This window comes from Pseudomonas auratipiscis, assembly GCF_036324085.1.
In the GTDB taxonomy this organism is placed as follows: Bacteria; Pseudomonadota; Gammaproteobacteria; order Pseudomonadales; family Pseudomonadaceae; genus Aquipseudomonas; species Aquipseudomonas auratipiscis.
On sequence record NZ_JAZDCU010000016.1, the window covers coordinates 112,771 to 130,621 of the forward strand.

Below are 17,851 nucleotides of genomic sequence, written 5' to 3' on the forward strand. Positions count from 1 at the left end.
GGGCAAGCCCGCTCCTTGATGAACGGGACTGCCCCGCATTACGGATCATGCAACGGGTGGTTTTTTCGTCGTTCGCGGCTTTTTCGCTGCCGGGGCGGGTTTTTTGCTCGACACCGCTACCTCCGCCGTGGCTGTCGGCGTCGGCTTGGCCTTGGCTTTTCGCGGCGTGACTTTGGGCGCCAGGGATTCAGCCTCGGCGAGCTTGCGTGCCATCTCCCAGTGGCGCGACTCCTGGCCTTCGGGTTTACCTTCCGACTCCCAGATCTGGTAGGCAAACTCGCTAATACGTTTGTCATCAATACTCATCTCGACGCTCCTGAGGTTTAGGCATGATTAATCAACAGGTTGACCGGGAACTCCTTGAGTACAACGCTGAGTAACAGCTCCCTTGAGGCTGTGACTGCACTGCTGGCAAAAAGTCCCGAGCAATTGGCAGGTGACAGGGCAAACGGCAAAATCAGCCGGGTGTCGTCCCAGTTCTGTGCCGGGATCAACGGGATCGGGGTATCACCAAGCAAGCCACAGGCCAGGCGCGGCACCACGACTATCGCTTGGGCTTCATCGCTTACTCGGGCGAACGCCAATACCTGCTCGGCGTGTCTACCTTGTACTTGCAGCGGCAGGTAGCGGCCTTGGGCAAACAGCGCCTGGTACTGTTGGCGTCGCTCCAGCACCTGGTTGATCAGCGCTTGCTTGACCTGGCCGCCGCGCCATTGCTCAAGCAACTGCGCCATGCTGGTGCTTTCATCCAGCGCATGTCGGCGCGTGTAGTAATCCACCGGGCGACGGTTATCGGGATCGACCAGGCTGAAGTCCCAGAACTCATTGCCCTGGTACAAGTCGGGCACTCCGGGAACGGTCATGCGCAGCAGGCATTGCCCCAGGCTGTTGACCGCCCCGGCGCAGGCTATCGACTGCGTGGCCTGGGCCAGTGAGTGGCGCAGTTGCTGGTTTTCCGGGGCCAGTAGCAGATTCTCGATGAAGCTCAGGCACGCTTTTTCATAGTCCTCGTTCGGTGCGTTCCAGCTGCTGCGCAGCTTGGCTTCGCGCAAGGCTTTGCGTTGCCATTGCTGCAAGCGCTCCACGTAGGCTTGCACTGCCAGAGCGTCGCCTTCGTCCAGCTCTAACGGCCAACTGCCAAGCAGGGTTTGGTAAAGCATCCACTCATCACCAGGCTCCGGGGCGATGCCGTCGGCAAGGTTGCTGCGTAGTGGTGCAGCGAGCTCGCGCCAGTGCTCGACGCGACTCACGAACCATTCACTGCGTTCGCTTAAAACCGCCAAGCGTGCGCGCAGGTCTTCACCACGTTTGTGATCATGGGTGGCAGTACACAACAGATTGTGCGGAAACTGCTGTAAACGCTGTGCGCAGGCCTGATGAAAAGCCTGCGCCGGGGCGCTGAATCGCTCGGCGTCAAAGCCGACATCGTTGCGCGAAAGCAGCAGGGCTGAGCGATAGAATGCAGTGTCTTCCACCGCCTTGGCTGCGGTCGGCGCAGTCAATTGTTGAAAACGGATGCAGGCGTGGCGCAAGTGCTTGCGCCGCCGCCCTGGCGGCAGGCTGCGCCAGGGTTGGCCGCCAAGCCAGTATTGCAGGTAGTCGAGCACCGGCCAGTCGCCTTCGCCCAGGCTTTGCCGGGCACCGGCCAGGGCATGGTCGAAGAACGGTGCATCCTGTTGCGAACGGCCACCGGCATGCAGGTAGGTGCGATACACCGGGTAGTGTTCGACCAGCGCCTGCAGCACCCGGCGAATGGCACCCAGGGTCAGGTCGCGGCTCATCAGGTCATCGCGAGCCACTTGCAGCAGTGCCTGGGCGACAGACTCAAAATCACCGGCAAGGCCGGTGTTGAGTACTTGCTGGCGGGCCAGGCGCACCTCTTCACCGAATGCTGGGCGTTCGCTCAGGGTGCTCCAGGCTTCACTGAGGATCGCTTCGCCTGCGGGGTCATGTTGCAGCAGGCTGATCTGGTTCATGAACTCATAACCCGTGGTGCCATCCACCCCCCAGTCACGGTGCAACTGTTCGCCGGCGCCTAGGATCTTCTCGACATAGATCGGCAGGTGTTCCAATGCGGTACTCAGCGGTCGCTCGGCCAGCAGAGCATCGACACGGCGCCGCAGTTTGCGGCAGTAGCTGCGTGGATCGGCCAGGCCATCGATATGGTCGATACGCAGGCCGTCGACCAGACCTGCGCGGATCAAGTCGAAGATCTTCTGATGGGTGGCTTCGAACACTTCATTGCGCTCCACCCGCAGGCCGGCCAGTTCGTTGACATCGAAAAAGCGCCGCCAATTGATGTCATCGGCGGCGGTACGCCAGCTGGCCAGTCGATAAGCCTGATGTTCGAGTAAACCATGCAGGCGCTCGGCGCCCGGGCCGGTGCGGCCATCGAAAGCGGTGAGCAACTGTTCAATGTGCAACGGATCGGCCATCGCCACCAGCTCCTGGCGCAACAGCACAGCCTTGTCGGCTGCCTGGGTCGCACTGTGCAAGGCAGCAAAGCGCATGCCCAGACCCTGCAACGCAGTGTTTTCACTCAGGCACAGGATTTGCCCGTAATCGGTGGGGCTGATGGGAAAACGGTGTTCGTGGTGGCGGATATGAAAGCTGCCGTCCTGCGCCTGGAAGCACAGAGGGATCTCTCCGGCATGCAGGGTTGCGCCGTAGTCACTGGCTAAAAAAGGCAGCAGCAACTGGCCTTGCAGCAAGGGGTCGGAGGAGTGCCACTGGACGTCGAAAAAGCCGCCATAGCGGCTGCGTCGCCCCCACGTCAGCAGATCCTGCCACCAGGGGTTCTCGCAGCCCACAGCCATGTGGTTGGAGACAATGTCGAGGATCAGGCCCATGCCATGTTGGCGCAACGCTGAAACCAGCCTGACCAGCGCGGCTTCGCCACCCAGCTCCGGGTTGACGCGGGTAGGGTCGATGACGTCATAGCCATGCATTGAGCCGGGACGAGCGCTGAGCAGTGGCGAAGCATACAGATGGCTGATCCCCAGGCGGGCAAAGTAGGGCACCAGTGGCAGTGCATCGTCGAGGGTGAAACCGGCATGAAACTGCAGGCGCAAGGTGGCATTCAAAGCTTTCAAAGGTCGCGCTCCCAGGCTTGCTCGCGGGCCTGGGCCAGTAGCTCCAGGCGGCGAGCGGCGTCGGTATCGTCCAGTAGCTCGCTGGCCGGCTGGGCAAGGCGCCGTCGCCAGTTGGGGTGTGTGTCGATGGTACCTGGCAGATTGGGCTGCTCGTCGATACCCAGCAGGTCTTCCAGAGGCAGCAGCACCAGCGGCGCCCGGGTATGCCCCAGAAAGCGGATGCAGGCGTCGATCCTGGCCTCGTCGTCTGCATGCACGGCGTAGTTGTTCTCAAGGATTTTCTGCAAGCCCTGGCGCTCGTGTTCGCGGGTGATCCGCCATTGGCGTTCGGTGTCGGCATCGATCAGCGAAAGGCGTTGGCTCCAGTCAATGTCGCGGGCCTGCAGCCAGCCGGCCAAGGTCGGCAGATCGTGGGTACTGGTGGTCGCCAGGGCGTTGTCCGGCCAGTCGAGTATGGGGGTGAAGTGACCGGGTGGGTCTTGCTCGAACTGCAACACGCGCATGCCGAGAATTGCCCGCTTAGCGAGTTTTTCACGTAGGCCTTCAGGGACGGTGCCCAGGTCTTCGCCGAGGACGATGGCCTGGTGGCGCACGGACTCCAGGCACAATATGCGCAGCAGGTCGTCGAGCGGATAATTCAGGTAGGCCCCTTCGCTGGCCTGCGCGCCCAGGGGAATCAGCCATAGACGTTGCAGGCCCATGATATGGTCGATGCGCAAGCCGCCGGCATGGGCAAAGTTGGCCCGCAGCATTTCAATGAAGGCGCGGTAGCCATTGCGCCGCAAACCTTCGGGTGAGAACGCACAGATCCCCCAATTTTGCCCTGCGCGATTGAGAATGTCTGGCGGGGCACCGACGTTGAGCCCGGCCAACAGTTCATCCTGACGGCTCCAGGCTTGACTACCAGCCCCGTCGGCACCCACTGCCAAGTCAGCGATCAGGCCGATGGCCATGCCGTTGCTGCGTGCGGCATCCTGGGCGCGTTGCAGGCAGCGCTCGATCAGCCATTGGCAGAAGGCGTGAAACTGGATTTGCTCTGGCTGTTGCGCAGCGAATGTCGCCACCTCCAGGTTTTGTGGGTCATGCCAAGCCTCAGGCCATTGGCGCCAGTCGGGGGCAAGCCCGCGTGCCTGGGCTTCGAGCTGCAGCGCTTCGAACCGGCAGTGTTGCTCCAAGGCATCACCGGCCTGCGCTCGATAGCTGTCGAAGTCGACGCGCAGCGGATGGTCACCATCGATGAAGTCTTCGTACAGGCAACGCAGCACCTGGTAGCGGCTGGCAGTCGCTTGGGGCCAGTCGATCAGGTTCAGTTGTTCGAGCGCTTGCAGCTTGTCTTCCAGGCCCAGGGTTTCCACGGCAAGACGCACCACTCGCTCGCCTAGAATCGCCGAGGGGCTTGCGTACAGGCTGTTCAGAAACAAGCGACTTGAAGGCGAGTAGGGGCTGTAGCGATGGCTGTCACTGGCGAACATGGCATGCATCGGGCTGATCGCCAATGCGTCAGCACCACGCTCGGCGGCACTGCGCGCCAGCGCTTCGAGCGCCAGGCAATCGCCGAAACCACCGTCACCTTCGCGGCGCAGGCTGTAGAGCTGGGCACTGATGCCCCAGCAGCGCGGCGTGGGCGTGTTCAGGGCATCGTCAAGGCCGAAGGCGCGGGTGGGAGCCACCGCCAGGCAAAAGTGTTGTTGGCTGATTTGCACCTGGTGATAGCCAATCGGCAACCCGGCTGGCAGCGCACTACGATCATTCAGTTGCAGTTGTTGCTCGCTGCCGTCCTCCAGATGGATCCGGCAGGGACTGCCCACGGGGAAAAAGGCCGACAGGTCGAGTTCCTGCTGCACATCTACGGTAAACAATGGTGGCAAGTGCCGGCTATCATGGGCAGTCTTGAGCGCTTGTAGGCTGGTGGCTATCTGCACGTCATCGTTCGCTGGATGGCCCAATCCGGCCAGTACCTGGCGCAAGGCGCTGTCGCTGACGCGTTGCGGGCGGCCGTTGGCGTCAATCCACTCCACAGAAATACCGGCCAACAGCGCCAGTTGCTGCAGATGTGCATCACTCATGGGCAGGCTCCGAGGTTTGAGGGGGTAGCAGGCTCACCAAGGTGCTGTAGGGCGGCAATTCATCGCCGCCCAGCGCATCGGCTGCACTGCAGAAAAGATGGGTGCGCGCTGCGGGCACTGTGTACGGGACGGCAGTGCTGCCCAGATTCATGTCGATGCGCAATATGCGTTTATCAGCCAACTGCCATGAGGCCGTGAGTGCTTTCTCGGCGATGACCTCGGCACCGAGGGCGCGACAACCAGGCAGGCGCGGGGTGAGGTGCTGGTGGCGCAAGTGCAACAGCTGTTGGTAGAACGCTTGCCCGCCGGATTGGACTTCATCGGGAATACTAAGCACAGAGGCCGCGAACGTATCCAAGGCGTTGGGATCGGGGATGGTCGCCCGTTGTTCAGGGTGGGTGAAGGCTTGGAAACCGGCGAACTCTGCACGTCGGCCTTCCCGTACGGCATCGGCCAACTCGTCATGGTGATCGGTAAAGAACAAGAAGGGTTGTTCGCTTTGCCATTCTTCACCCATGAACAGCAGCGGCACCATGGGTGACAGCAACAGCAGGGTAGTGGCGGCGCGCAATGCCTGGGGCGAACAGAGCTGGGTCAGGCGCTCGCCTTTGGCGCGATTGCCTACCTGGTCGTGGTTCTGCAAGAACAGCACGAAGGCGCCTGGGGGTAAATGAGCACTGGGTTCGCCGCGCAGGCGTCCGTTACGGTCCGGCTCACCTTGGAAGACGAAACCCTGGCCCAGGCATCTGGCCAGCTTGGGCAGGGTGGCCTGGCAATAGTCGGCATAGTAGCCCTCATCTTCGCCGGTCAGCAGCACGTGCAAGGCGTTGTGGCCGTCGTCGTTCCACTGCCCGTCGAAGTCCTTTTCCAATAGGCTCGCCTGGTTGTGTTCATTCTCCAGGACCAGCCACACATGTCGGTCGGCAGGGATGGTGTGGCGTACACGCTGGCTGAACACCCGGAGGAAATCCGGATCATCGATGGCGTGGACTGCATCCAGGCGCAACCCATCGAAGCGGTAGTCGTGCAGCCACATCAAGGCATTTTCAATGTAGAAGTCGCGAACCTGGCGGCGACGAAAATCAATGGCGGCGCCCCAGGGCGTGTGTTGGTCCTGACGAAAGAACCCGCTCGCATAGTGATTGAGGTAGTTGCCGTCTGGACCAAAGTGGTTGTAAACCACGTCCAGTATCACCATCAGGCCATGAGCATGGGCCTGATCGATCAATTGGCACAATTGCTCGGGCGTACCGTAGTTGTGTTGCGGGGCAAACGGCAAAACCCCGTCATAGCCCCAGTTGCGCTCACCAGGGAACTGCGCGATGGGCATCAGTTCGATGGCCGTCACACCCAATGTCGCCAGACGCGGCAGCTGTGCGATCACGCCGTTGTAGCCTCCTGCCAGGCCGACGTGTATTTCGTAAATCACCGCCTCATGCCATGGGCGGCCTTGCCAGCTTTTGTGTTTCCAGCAATACGCCGCGGGGTCGATCACCTGGCTTGGGCCATGCACACCCTCAGGTTGGAAGCGCGAGGCGGGGTCGGCAACCTGTTGATCGCCATTGATGCAAAATTGGTACAGGGTGCCGGGCACCGCAGGCCAGCGCGCGCGGAACCATCCTTCAGTTCCGCGCTGCAAGGGCAAGCGCTGACCGGTGTCCAGGCACACTTCGACGCTGTGGGCATCGGGTGCCCACAACGCAAAGCGTACCGTTTCGTTATCAAGCATTACGGCCCCGTGGGTCGCAAACTGATCTGACCTTAAGGGCATGAGTGCCACCTCGCACTTAGCGTCCAGCTACTAAAGCCCGCTCCACCAACTCCTCATACAGCCGCGCATAGGGTTCCACCGCCTGGCACCAGTTGAATGGCTGGGTCATGGCCAGGCAGCGCATAGCGCCAAGCAAATCTTTTTTGCCATAGACATAGAAGGCCCGGCTGATGGCCTCGCGATAGCTTTCAACCGTGGACTCATCGAACAGAAAACCGGTAACACCGTTTTCAATGGTGTCAGCCAGGCCGCCGGTATTGCGTGCCACCGGAAGCGATCCGAAGCGCTGCGCATACATCTGGCTCAGGCCGCAGGGTTCGTAGCGTGATGGCATCAACAGGAAGTCACTGCCGGCAAACATGCGCCGGGCATCGGTTTCGTTGAAGCCGATGCGTACACCGACCTGACCGGGATAGCGCAGGGCCAGTTCGCGCATGGCTTGTTCTTCTTCCGGCTCACCGCGCCCGATGATCGCGATCTGGCCGCCCTGGCTGACAATGTAGTCGGCGACGCCCAGAGTCAGGTCCAGGCCCTTCTGGTACACCAGCCGAGAAACCACGGCGAACAACGGGCCGCTGGAAGGCTTGAGCTCGAAAAGGTCGCGTACCTGTTGGCTATTGACGGCCTTGCCGTCCCAGTCGTTGAGGCTGAAGGGGTGATCCAGATGCGGGTCGCTGGCCGAATCCCAGCTTTCATCGATGCCGTTGGGGATGCCACTGAGCAGGCCTTGCTGGGCCTTGCTGCCAAGAAAGCCATCGAGGCCGCAGCCGAAGTCCGGCGTGGTGATCTCCCGCGCATAGGTGGCGCTGACGGTGGTGATGTGGCTGGAGTAGGCAAGGCCCGCTTTGAGGAACGACAGCTTGCCATAGAACTCCATGCCTTCCTGTTGCAGGGCATGGTCGGGAATTGCCAGTTCCGGGCAGCAGGCGCGGCTCACCACACCTTGATAAGCCAGGTTGTGGATGGTGAACAAGGTGGGTGTTTGCAAGCCGCGCCAATGCATGTAAGCGGGCGCCAGGCCCGCTGGCCAGTCATGGGCGTGAACCAGGTCGGGCTTCCAGTGAACCATGCCTTCACCCGCGGCAATCTCGGCGGCGGCCAGGCCCAGACGGGCGAAACGGATGTGGTTATCCGGCCAATCGCGGCCGTTGTTGGCACCATAGGGAGTGCCTTCGCGCTGATACAACTCGGGGCAGATGAGCACATAAATGACCAAGCCATCGGTCAAATCCATGCGCCCGATCTTGCAGGGTGGCAAGGCAGCATGGCCGCCCAGTTCACCGACCAGGTGAATGGGGTTGTCGCTCTCCAACACCTGTGGGTAGCCGGGAATGAGTACACGCACATCATGCAGGTGTCGCATCGCCCGCGGTAGGGCGGCAGAAACGTCGCCCAAGCCGCCGGTCTTGACCAGGTCGGCGATTTCCGAAGTGACGAACAAGACTTTGCGCTTGTTCGGATTGTGCCGGGAATCGCCGCCAGGTGCCTTGGCTGTCGTGTTGAAGTCCGTGGTCAGAGACGCGCGGTTATCCGGGGTGAAATGCTCTACATGAGGTTCGACAGCGGCACTGATCATACTTCTTTCCGTCCCTATGTGCGGGTGTGGTCACCCGTTGTTGTGTGTTTGCTAAAGCTCTCTCTGTGTGTGGTATTGCTGAATGCGATCCTTCGCCCCGAAACCGTGCGCACAAGCGCAACGCGTAGTGGCCGTCATGCCGACAACGTGGTGACTATCAGGGGTGGCTGGGCTGCGTCTGGTTTTCCAGAAACGATGGCCTACTTCAATTGCTGACCTACGGCCAAATCAGAAAGTTCTACTTTTTTTAATCGACTTTTCCGGACAATCTCGTGGCCGAATACTGAGTGTAGGAGAGATAACGCGAAAAATGTGACCCGCTGGTCACTTTGCTTACCTTTGTGCGTTTGTCGCGCAAACGTAAGCCTTTTGTGTTGCAATTTCGGGATGGGGAAGGAAGTGTTTCTTACTGACTGATGGGAGCGAATTCGTCCCCGATTGGCTGCGCAGGAGTGCCGTCGCCGGCAATTCCAACTCCCACGCATCACAGATGTTGCTGCGCGATCGGCCTGTCAGGGGCTGTAGCAGAGGCCGATCGCAGGCGGTTCAAGCATGTGTAGCGGCGGTGCCTGCCTGGGTTTGCTGTAATTTCTGATTCAGTTGCGCAACCTGTTGCAGCAACTGGTCGCGTTCTTCGCGTAAACGGCGCAATTCATCCCTGTGAACGGTTACGTAAAGGGTTTGCGGCGGCATTTTCGGTAGAAGGGTTCCCATTACACACCTCGCGAATGGCTGATTACTGTTACAAGCGTAGCCGCTCGACGGGACGGGATTCTGAATTCTTTTTTCTGTCATGGGAACTTTTTTATTTGGCGCTGTCTTGCCGTTCGTCGCTGAACCTGGCAGTCCAAGGCTGGACTAATCTTGAAGGCTTGAAAGTCTGTTTTCATCAATTGGGAGCATCGGCACATGCAACTGGGAATCGTGGGGCTGGGCCGCATGGGCGGTAACATTGCACGGCGCTTGATGCGCGAAGGCCACCGGATGGTGGTGCATGACCGCGACCACAGCGCAGTCAAGACCTTGATGGGCGAAGGGGCGAATGGCGCGCACGACTTGGGCGCACTGGTCGCCAAGCTGGAAAAGCCGCGCGCGGTCTGGGTGATGCTTCCGGCTGGTGAGGCGACCGAGCAGACTATTAGCCAACTGGCTGATTTGCTCGACGCGGACGATGTGATCATCGATGGTGGCAACACGTTCTACAAGGATGACATCCGCCGCGCCACGGAGCTGGCCAAGCGTCAGCTGCATTATGTCGATGTCGGCACTTCAGGCGGGGTCTGGGGGCTGGAACGCGGCTATTGCATGATGATCGGGGGTGAGCAAGCGGTGGTCGAGCGCCTCGATCCGCTGTTCGCCACACTGGCGCCTGGCGTTGGCAGCATTCCTCGCACGCGGGGTCGCAGCGGGCCGGCCGGGCGTGCCGAGCAGGGCTATATCCATGCCGGTCCGGCAGGTGCCGGGCACTATGTGAAAATGATTCACAACGGCATCGAGTACGGCCTGATGCAGGCCTATGCCGAGGGGTTCGATATTCTCAAAAGCAAAGGCAGCGAGGCCTTGCCGGTCGAGCAGCGCTTTTACCTGGATGTGGCCGAGATTGCCGAAGTCTGGCGGCGCGGCAGCGTGGTGACCTCATGGTTGCTGGACCTGACCGCCGATGCGCTGGTGGCCGATCCGCAGTTGGGTGGTTACAGCGGTGCTGTCGCCGACAGTGGCGAGGGACGTTGGACCATTGACGCGGCCGTCGAGCAGGCGGTGCCGGTGCCGGTGTTGTCCAGTGCCCTGTTCGCACGCTTTCGCTCGCGCCAGCAGCAAGGCACCTACGCCGACCGCATGCTTTCGGCGATGCGCTTCGGATTCGGTGGTCACGTCGAGAAAAAAGTCGAATGAGCAATACACCTATCGAAGCGGCACCCCCGTGCACCTTGTTCCTGTTTGGCGCCAATGGCGATCTGGTAAAGCGTTTGCTCATGCCGGCGCTGTACAACCTCAGTCGCGACGGCTTGCTGGATAAAAACCTGCGAATCGTCGGGGTTGACCACAATGCTGCCAGCGACACGGAGTTCGCCCAGCGCCTGCAAGCATTCATGCATGAACGCGACAAGGCCAGTTCGGGCGCCCCCTGCCTGGATGAAAAGCTCTGGAACCGTCTGGCAAAGCGTATTGGCTACCAGACAGGCGACTTTCTCGACGAGGCGACCTATCAGGCTATCGCCCGGCGTATAGAAAAGAACCCCAGTGCCAATGCGGTGTTTTACCTCGCCACGTCCCCACGCTTTTTCAGCGAGGTGGTGCAGCGTCTTGGCGCCGCTGGGCTGCTTGATGAAAGCGAGGGCTTTCGCCGGGTGGTGGTGGAAAAACCCTTCGGCTCGGACCTGGCCAGCGCCGAGGCGCTCAATGCTTGCTTGCTCAAGGTCATGAGTGAAAAGCAGATTTACCGCATCGATCATTACCTGGGCAAGGAAACCGTGCAGAACATCCTTGTCAGCCGCTTCTCCAACGGTATTTTCGAAGCCTTCTGGAATAACCATTACATCGACCATGTGCAGATTACCGCTGCCGAAACCGTTGGCGTGGAAAGCCGTGGCGGCTTTTACGATAGCACCGGGGCCTTGCGCGACATGGTCCCCAACCATCTGTTCCAACTATTGGCCATGGTGGCCATGGAGCCGCCAGCGGCCTTCGGTGCAGATGCAGTGCGCAGCGAAAAAGCCAAGGTGATTGGGGCGATCCGACCCTGGTCCAAGACCATGGCACTGAAGAACTCTGTACGCGGCCAGTACACCGCAGGCAAGCAAGGACGCAAAAAGGTCGCCGGTTACCGTCAAGAGCCGCGGGTCGATCCGCAGAGCGAGACTGAAACCTTCGTGGCCTTGAAGGTGATGATCGACAACTGGCGCTGGGTCGGCGTGCCGTTCTACCTGCGTACAGGCAAACGCATGAGCGTGCGCGACACGGAAATCGCCATTTGCTTCAAACCTGCGCCTTACGCGCAGTTTCGCGACACCGAGGTCGAGCGGCTGCAGCCCAATTACCTGCGCATACAGATCCAGCCCAACGAAGGCATGTGGTTCGACTTGCAGGCCAAGCGTCCGGGGCCAGCACTGGCGATGGAGAACATCGAGCTGGGGTTTGCCTACAAGGACTTCTTCAAGATGCAGCCCTCCACGGGGTATGAAACCTTGATTTACGATTGCCTGACCGGGGACCAGACCCTGTTTCAACGCGCCGACAATATCGAGAACGGCTGGCGTGCGGTGCAGCCGTTTCTCGATGCCTGGAAGCAGGGGGGGGAGGTGCAGCCCTATGCGGCTGGCGAGGATGGCCCGGCGGCAGCTGAGGAACTGCTGAGCCGGGACCGACGGGTTTGGCATCCGATCGGTTGAATCTCGCGCCCACCGACCTGTGTATTGCGCTGGGGCTGTTACAGCCAGTAAGTGACTGCCCACCAACCCAGGCCACCCATGACCACGGTATACGGTAGTGCCATCCACACCATCCGTCCGTAGGACAGGCGAATCAAGGGGGCAATCGCCGAGGTCAGCAGGAACAGAAAGGCGGCCTGGCCATTGGGCGTGGCGACGCTTGGCAGGTTGGTGCCGGTGTTAATGGCCACCGCCAGGGTTTCGAAGTGCTCGCGGGTCATGTGACCGTCAAGGAACGCCTGTTTGACTTCGGTGATGTAAATGGTCGCGACGAACACGTTGTCGCTGATTGCCGATAGCAGGCCATTGGCAATGAACAGCATGCCCGGTTGCTGTTCGGTCGGTAGCGCCAGCACCCACTGGATCAGCGGTGTAAACAGCTGCTGATCATGAATCACCGCAACCACGGCAAAGAACACCACCAGCAACGCGGTAAACGGCATGGCGTCCTGGAAGGCGCGGCCCAAGCGATGTTCATCGGTGATGCCGGTGAATGCCGTGATCAAGACAATCACCAGCAGACCAATCAAGCCCACTTCGGCAATGTGCAAACCCAGGCCGACAATCAGGATCAGCGCGGCCAGGCCTTGTACCCACAGGGCAGCGCGTTGTTGCGTGGTGCGCTGGGCGTCGTCTTCGGCCGCGTAACTGGCCAACACCTGGCGCACGCTATCGGGCAGCAGGGTGCCGTAGCCGAACCAGCGCAGCTTTTCCAGCAATACGCAGGTCACCAGGCCCGCGACCAGCACCGGCAGGGACACCGGCGCGACCTTGAGGAAAAAGTCCGCAAAGTGCCAGCCCATTTCATGGCCGATAAGCAGGTTCTGCGGTTCGCCCACCAGCGTGCAGACCCCACCCAAGGCGGTACCGACTGCGCCATGCATCAGCAGGCTGCGCAGGAAGGCGCGAAACTGCTGAAGGTCGTCGCGTTGCATCTGAGCGATGTCATGGTCGCTGTCCAGGTTCGACTCTTCCCGTGGATTGAACCCCGAGGCCACCCGGTGATAGACCGAGTAGAAGCCAACAGCTGCGCTGATGATCACGGCGGTAACGGTCAGCGCATCGAGAAAGGCCGACAGGAAGGCCGAGAGAAAGCAGAACAGCAAGGCCAGGACTGCTTTGGAGCGGACCCCGAGCAGAATCCGCGAGAACAGAAACAACAGCAGGTCCTTCATGAAGTAGATACCGGCGACCATGAACATCAGCAGCAGGATCACCGGAAAGTTGTGCTGCAGCTCATTGTAAAGCGCCTGGGGCGTACTCATGCCCAGTATCAACGCTTCTAATACCAGCAAGCCGCCGGGCATCAGTGGATAGCACTTGAGCGCCATCCCCAGGGTGAAGATGAACTCGATCACCAGCGCCCAGCCGGTGACGACCGGCCCCAGGGTAAACAGCAGCAGCGGATTGAGGATCAGGAACAGGCACAGGGTGGCCTTGTACCAACGGGGCGACTGCCCAAGGAAGTTGTGGGCCAGGGCGCCGGCCAGAGAGCGGGACATGAAAATGTATCCTAATAATTCTACAGGAGCGCAAAGTGCCGGATACAGGCCGCCAGATCAAGGTAAAAGTCCCGGTTTTGGCACAACCGCTGCCTCGGTCCCGTTGCCAGCCTTGATATAGTCGGCAAATTGATCCAGCCCCTCTCAAGGAATGCAATTGTGAGCGACTACCAGGCACTCGAAGTAGAACTGACCGAATTTAAGGCATTCAAGGTCGAGCTGAAGAACAGCATCGCCCACGTGCAGATCAACCGCCCGGAAAAGTACAACGCCATGAACGCGGCGTTCTGGAGCGAGATCGTCGAAGTCTTCAAGTGGATCGATGAAACCGACGCTGTGCGTGCGGTGGTGATCAGCGGGGCAGGTAAGCACTTCTCTTCTGGCATCGACCTGATGATGCTGGCGTCGGTGGCCAACGAGCTGGGCAAGGACGTGGGGCGCAACGCCCGTTTGCTACGCCGCACGATCTTGCGCATGCAAGCCTCGTTCAACGCCGTGGACAACTGCCGCAAGCCGGTGCTGGCGGCGATCCAGGGTTACTGCATTGGCGGCGCCATCGACCTGGTTTCGGCCTGCGACATGCGTTACTGCAGCCAGGACGCGCAGTTCTCGATCAAGGAAATCGATATGGGTATGGCTGCCGACGTCGGCACCTTGCAGCGTCTGCCGCGCATCATTGGCGATGGCATCATGCGTGAGCTGGCCTATACCGGGCGTACTGTCGAGGCTGACGAAGCCCTGCGTATCGGCTTGGTCAATCGCGTCTACGATGACCATGAGGCATTGCTTGAAGGAGTCTTTGCCATTGCCGCTGAAATTGCGGGAAAATCACCGATTGCCGTGGCCGGCACCAAGGAAATGCTCAGCTATATGCGCGATCACCGTATCGACGATGGCCTGGAGTACATTGCCACCTGGAACGCTGCCATGCTGCAATCCGCCGATCTACGGGTAGCCATGGCTGCCCATATGAGCAAACAGAAACCCGAGTTCGCCGACTGATTGCAGCGGCGGGCCCGCGCAAGGAACCGGAACATGGCTGTGCGTTGGACCACCGCAGTACTGGATACGAACCTCGCAGGCGGCTGGGCAGTCGCTCGCTGTCGCGAGGGCTTCCTGGTTGATGACAACGGCGCGCTGTTTCCGCGCGACTGGCTCAAGCGTCAAGAACTCGATGTAGCGTTCGAGCACGGTGTCGGCCATTTTGATGGCCAGCCGGTGTACTTGCTCGAACTCAACAGCGCCCAGACGGTCGCCGGCTGCAGTTGGCGCGGGCTGCGCCAGTTCATGCTCGAGGGTGATTTCGACACCTACAAAATCCTCGGCTATGCCGCCCAGATCGGCACTTGGGCCCGTGAACATCGCTTTTGCGGCAGCTGTGGCCAAGCCATGACCCAGGTTCATCTGGAGCGGGCAATGTATTGCCAGCCTTGTGACCTACGCAGCTATCCGCGTATTTCGCCCAGCATGATCGTACTCATCACCCGTGGCGACGAAATTCTCCTGGCCCGCTCACCGCGTTTTGTCACCGGGGTCTACAGCACCCTGGCAGGCTTTGCCGAACCCGGCGAGTCGGCCGAAGATTGCCTGGTGCGAGAGGTGCGCGAAGAAGTAGCCATCGAGGTGCAGAACATTCAGTACGTGGGCAGCCAGTGCTGGCCGTTCCCGCACTCGATGATGCTTGGTTTTCATGCCGAATATGCCAGCGGCGAGATCGTCATGCAGGCGGACGAGATTGAAGATGCGCAGTGGTTCCGGGTCGATGCGCTACCGCCGTTGCCAGCGGGGCGCTCGATTGCCCGTTACCTCATCGATCTGTATGTGGCGCGCCGCTTAGGCCTGCCCGAACCAGTGTTGCCACGCTAGACGTACGGTCAGGGCCAGTACCACGGTAATGAAGACCGGGCGAATGAACTTGCTGCCACCGCTGATGGCGGTACGCGCACCGAAGAAGGCCCCGACCATCAGCGCCGAGCCCATCGACAAGCCCACCAGCCAGTCGACCTGACCGGAAAAGATGAACACCGACAGGGCCGCAGCGTTACTGACGAAGTTCATGCTGCGTGCCACGCCACTGGCTTTCACCAGGTCGATGGGGTAGAGCAGCAGCGTGCTGACGGTCCAGAACGCCCCGGTGCCAGGACCTGCAACGCCATCATAGAAGCCCAGGGTCAGTCCCTGGGGCAGTTGCCATTTCTTCTTCACGGGTACATCGGCGTCCAGCGGCGCCTTTGGCGTGCCGCCGAACAGCAGGTACACCCCGCAGAGAAACACGATGACCGGCAGCATCTTGTTCAGCCACACGGCTGGAAGGTAATGCGCAACGACAGCGCCGATCAATGCACCGACAAAGGTACCGGCCAATGCATGGCGCCACTGCGCCGGGTGAAACAGCTTGCGGCGGTAATAGGTGAATCCGGCGGTGGCCGAGCCGAAGGTCGAGCTCAGCTTGTTGGTGCCCAGCACCAGGTGCGGGGGCATGCCGGCGGTGAGCAGGGCAGGGGTGGTCAGCAGACCGCCGCCGCCGGCGATGGCATCGATGAATCCGGCAACAAAGGCAACGGCGGCGAGAATGGCGAGGGTGGTCAGATCTACGCTAAGTTCGAAAGGCATGGCATGGGCTTAATCGGTTGGGCACAGAAGGAGCTGCGCCTGACGGTCGGCATGTTAAAGGAGATCAAGGCAGTCTGTCAGGGAATCAGATCCTGGCACCTTCTGCGACAACCGGCCGCACCCCGAAAATAAAGGGATACAGACGTACGGGGCAATAGAGGCTGGAACCCCGGCTGGGCAACATGACAAAATGTCGCGCTTTCTCGACAGGCCTCGACCATGAGGCACAACACCCTCCCAAAAGGATGGTTACATGACTGATTTACTGACCCGGCGCCAGGTCATGGCCGGGATCAGCCTGCTGAGCCTTGGCGTTCTGGCAGGTTGCGACCCCCGCTCTGGTGGTGCGCTCGACTTCAAGTATGGCAAGGACATGAGCAACAAGATCCTTGGTCGCTCGTTCAAACTCAAGGACACCCAAGGAAACCCGCGTACGTTGTCGAGCTTTTGGGGCTCCATGCCGATGGTATTCTTCGGCTTTACCCAGTGTCCGGCCGTGTGTCCGACCACGTTGGCGCGTGCTGCGCAAATCAAGAAGTTGATGGGCCGCGATGGCGGTTTCCTGCAGGTGGTATTCATCAGCCTTGACCCTGAGCGCGACACGCCAGAGGTGCTCGATGCCTACGTCAAGGCTTTCGACCCTTCCTTCGTAGCACTGACCGGTACGCTCGAAGAGACTGCCGCGGCCGCCAAGGAATTCGGTGTGTTCTACGAAAAGGTGCCCAGTGGCGACACCTACACCATCTCGCACACCTCTACCAGCTACGTCTTCGATTCCCGTGGCCAACTGCGCCTGGGACTGTCTCATTCACTGACCGCCAAAGAGTGTACGGAAGATTTGCTCACGGTCATGGAGGTATGTTGATGCGTTACACTGCCCAACCTTTCAAACGCACCCTGGCCGCCCTGGCCCTGATTGGCCTGGCATTGCCGGCCATGGCCGAAACCAGCGTCAAGGACGCCTGGGTTCGCGCAACCGTGCCGCACCAGCAATCGACCGGTGCTTTCATGGTGTTGACCGCCAGCACCGACAGCAAATTGGTGGATGTGCAGTCGCCGGTGGCCGAAATTGTCCAGGTGCACCAGATGACCATGGACAACGATGTCATGGGCATGAAGCAAGTGCACAGCGTTCATCTGCCGGCCGGCAAGGCTGTGAGTCTGGACCCGAACGGTTATCACGTCATGCTCATGAAGCTCAAGCAGCAGGTCAAGGAAGGCGAGCAGGTGCCGCTGACGCTTGTGGTCGAAGATGCCAAGGGCCAGAAGCAGACCCTTCAGATCCAGGCGCCGGTTCGTGCGTTGAACGCCGAAGCCATGCATGGCGGTCACGACCACATGCATTGATTGCCTGCCGACGGGGCTTATGAAAGCCAGGCTGCTGTCAAGGACGGTAGCCTGGTTTTTTTGTGCCAACGACTACGTACCGGAATGTGGCTCAAGTTTCCGATGGGCATATCCGTTTGATGGGGTGGCACTACTGGCTGGTTTCGCCTTTACGGCGACCCACTTTTGTCGGGGTGTATGGACTGGACACATGGTGGACACGTGTACGGAGACATAGTTGACACATTATCGCCGGCTATCCATGGCCGTTGCCCCACTACGCAAGGGTTCCATTCGGCCTGCTGAAGGGACGATTTGTGGCGTCTGCACGATTTGTGTAGGTAGAAGCACAGCAACTGCAACTGCAAGGCGCTGGTGTTCAGCTTTTGATGTTGATCTAGCTCTTCGTACATCGCCAGCCCAGACACCCTGGATCGTCCCTTCAGTAGGCTGAGTGTAGGTATTGCGTAGTCGGGT

Annotated in this window: 14 protein-coding genes; 6 read left to right on the forward strand and 8 right to left on the reverse strand. The window is 60.2% G+C overall.

Features of this window, described 5'->3' with window-relative positions:
• Nucleotides 1–45: 45 nt before the first annotated feature.
• The 6 genes from V0R60_RS20565 to V0R60_RS20590 all read right to left on the reverse strand — a co-directional run bounded on the left by V0R60_RS20565 (nucleotide 46) and on the right by V0R60_RS20590 (nucleotide 9,219).
• A complete protein-coding gene (locus tag V0R60_RS20565) occupies nucleotides 46–306 on the reverse strand; it encodes a DUF2934 domain-containing protein (protein ID WP_330080203.1) in 261 nt (86 codons plus the stop codon).
• Nucleotides 307–323: 17 nt separating this feature from the next.
• Complete coding sequence (locus V0R60_RS20570) at nucleotides 324–3,092, reverse strand: malto-oligosyltrehalose synthase (RefSeq protein ID WP_330080202.1); 2,769 nt, start codon at nucleotides 3,090–3,092, stop codon at nucleotides 324–326.
• Nucleotides 3,089–5,158, reverse strand: coding sequence for a 4-alpha-glucanotransferase (malQ, locus tag V0R60_RS20575; RefSeq protein WP_330080201.1), 2,070 nt, complete (start codon nucleotides 5,156–5,158; stop codon nucleotides 3,089–3,091). Before malQ ends, V0R60_RS20570 begins: the two co-directional genes overlap by 4 nt.
• Nucleotides 5,151–6,929 carry a malto-oligosyltrehalose trehalohydrolase gene (gene treZ, locus V0R60_RS20580; RefSeq protein WP_330080200.1) on the reverse strand — a complete coding sequence of 593 codons (1,779 nt, stop codon included), beginning with the start codon at nucleotides 6,927–6,929 and terminating at the stop codon, nucleotides 5,151–5,153. Before treZ ends, malQ begins: the two co-directional genes overlap by 8 nt.
• Before the next feature lie 16 nt (nucleotides 6,930–6,945).
• Nucleotides 6,946–8,505, reverse strand: a complete 1,560-nt coding sequence (gene glgA, locus V0R60_RS20585; protein ID WP_203540975.1) for a glycogen synthase GlgA — start codon at nucleotides 8,503–8,505, stop codon at nucleotides 6,946–6,948.
• Nucleotides 8,506–9,051: 546 nt separating this feature from the next.
• Nucleotides 9,052–9,219 carry a DUF6026 family protein gene (locus tag V0R60_RS20590; protein ID WP_168198456.1) on the reverse strand — a complete coding sequence of 56 codons (168 nt, stop codon included), beginning with the start codon at nucleotides 9,217–9,219 and terminating at the stop codon, nucleotides 9,052–9,054.
• 195 nt (nucleotides 9,220–9,414) lie between these two features.
• Here V0R60_RS20590 and gnd point away from each other — a divergent pair, with 195 nt between their 5' ends.
• Complete coding sequence (gene gnd / locus V0R60_RS20595; protein WP_375547285.1) at nucleotides 9,415–10,398, forward strand: phosphogluconate dehydrogenase (NAD(+)-dependent, decarboxylating); 984 nt, start codon at nucleotides 9,415–9,417, stop codon at nucleotides 10,396–10,398.
• The gene (gene zwf, locus V0R60_RS20600) at nucleotides 10,395–11,894 is read left to right on the forward strand and encodes a glucose-6-phosphate dehydrogenase (protein WP_330080199.1); all 1,500 of its coding nucleotides are present in this window, start codon (nucleotides 10,395–10,397) and stop codon (nucleotides 11,892–11,894) included. Before gnd ends, zwf begins: the two co-directional genes overlap by 4 nt.
• A 38-nt stretch (nucleotides 11,895–11,932) precedes the next feature.
• Here zwf and nhaB read toward each other — a convergent pair whose 3' ends face one another.
• The gene (gene nhaB, locus V0R60_RS20605; protein WP_330080198.1) at nucleotides 11,933–13,435 is read right to left on the reverse strand and encodes a sodium/proton antiporter NhaB; all 1,503 of its coding nucleotides are present in this window, start codon (nucleotides 13,433–13,435) and stop codon (nucleotides 11,933–11,935) included.
• 189 nt (nucleotides 13,436–13,624) lie between these two features.
• On the opposite strand from nhaB, the gene V0R60_RS20610 reads away from it, so the two are divergent.
• On the forward strand, nucleotides 13,625–14,437 hold the full coding sequence (locus tag V0R60_RS20610; protein WP_136478918.1) for a crotonase/enoyl-CoA hydratase family protein: 813 nt from the start codon (nucleotides 13,625–13,627) through the stop codon (nucleotides 14,435–14,437).
• Nucleotides 14,438–14,470: 33 nt separating this feature from the next.
• On the forward strand, nucleotides 14,471–15,301 hold the full coding sequence (nudC, locus tag V0R60_RS20615; protein WP_136475666.1) for an NAD(+) diphosphatase: 831 nt from the start codon (nucleotides 14,471–14,473) through the stop codon (nucleotides 15,299–15,301).
• Here nudC and V0R60_RS20620 read toward each other — a convergent pair.
• Complete coding sequence (locus tag V0R60_RS20620) at nucleotides 15,269–16,048, reverse strand: TSUP family transporter (protein WP_330080197.1); 780 nt, start codon at nucleotides 16,046–16,048, stop codon at nucleotides 15,269–15,271. The genes nudC and V0R60_RS20620 overlap by 33 nt on opposite strands.
• 253 nt (nucleotides 16,049–16,301) lie before the next feature.
• Between V0R60_RS20620 and V0R60_RS20625 the strand changes: the two genes are divergently transcribed.
• The gene (locus tag V0R60_RS20625; RefSeq protein WP_038611884.1) at nucleotides 16,302–16,913 is read left to right on the forward strand and encodes an SCO family protein; all 612 of its coding nucleotides are present in this window, start codon (nucleotides 16,302–16,304) and stop codon (nucleotides 16,911–16,913) included.
• Nucleotides 16,913–17,395: a copper chaperone PCu(A)C gene (locus V0R60_RS20630; protein WP_375547284.1), complete on the forward strand. Its 483-nt coding sequence runs from the start codon at nucleotides 16,913–16,915 to the stop codon at nucleotides 17,393–17,395. The genes V0R60_RS20625 and V0R60_RS20630 overlap by 1 nt, the downstream gene beginning before the upstream one ends.
• The last annotated feature ends 456 nt before the right edge of the window (nucleotides 17,396–17,851 follow it).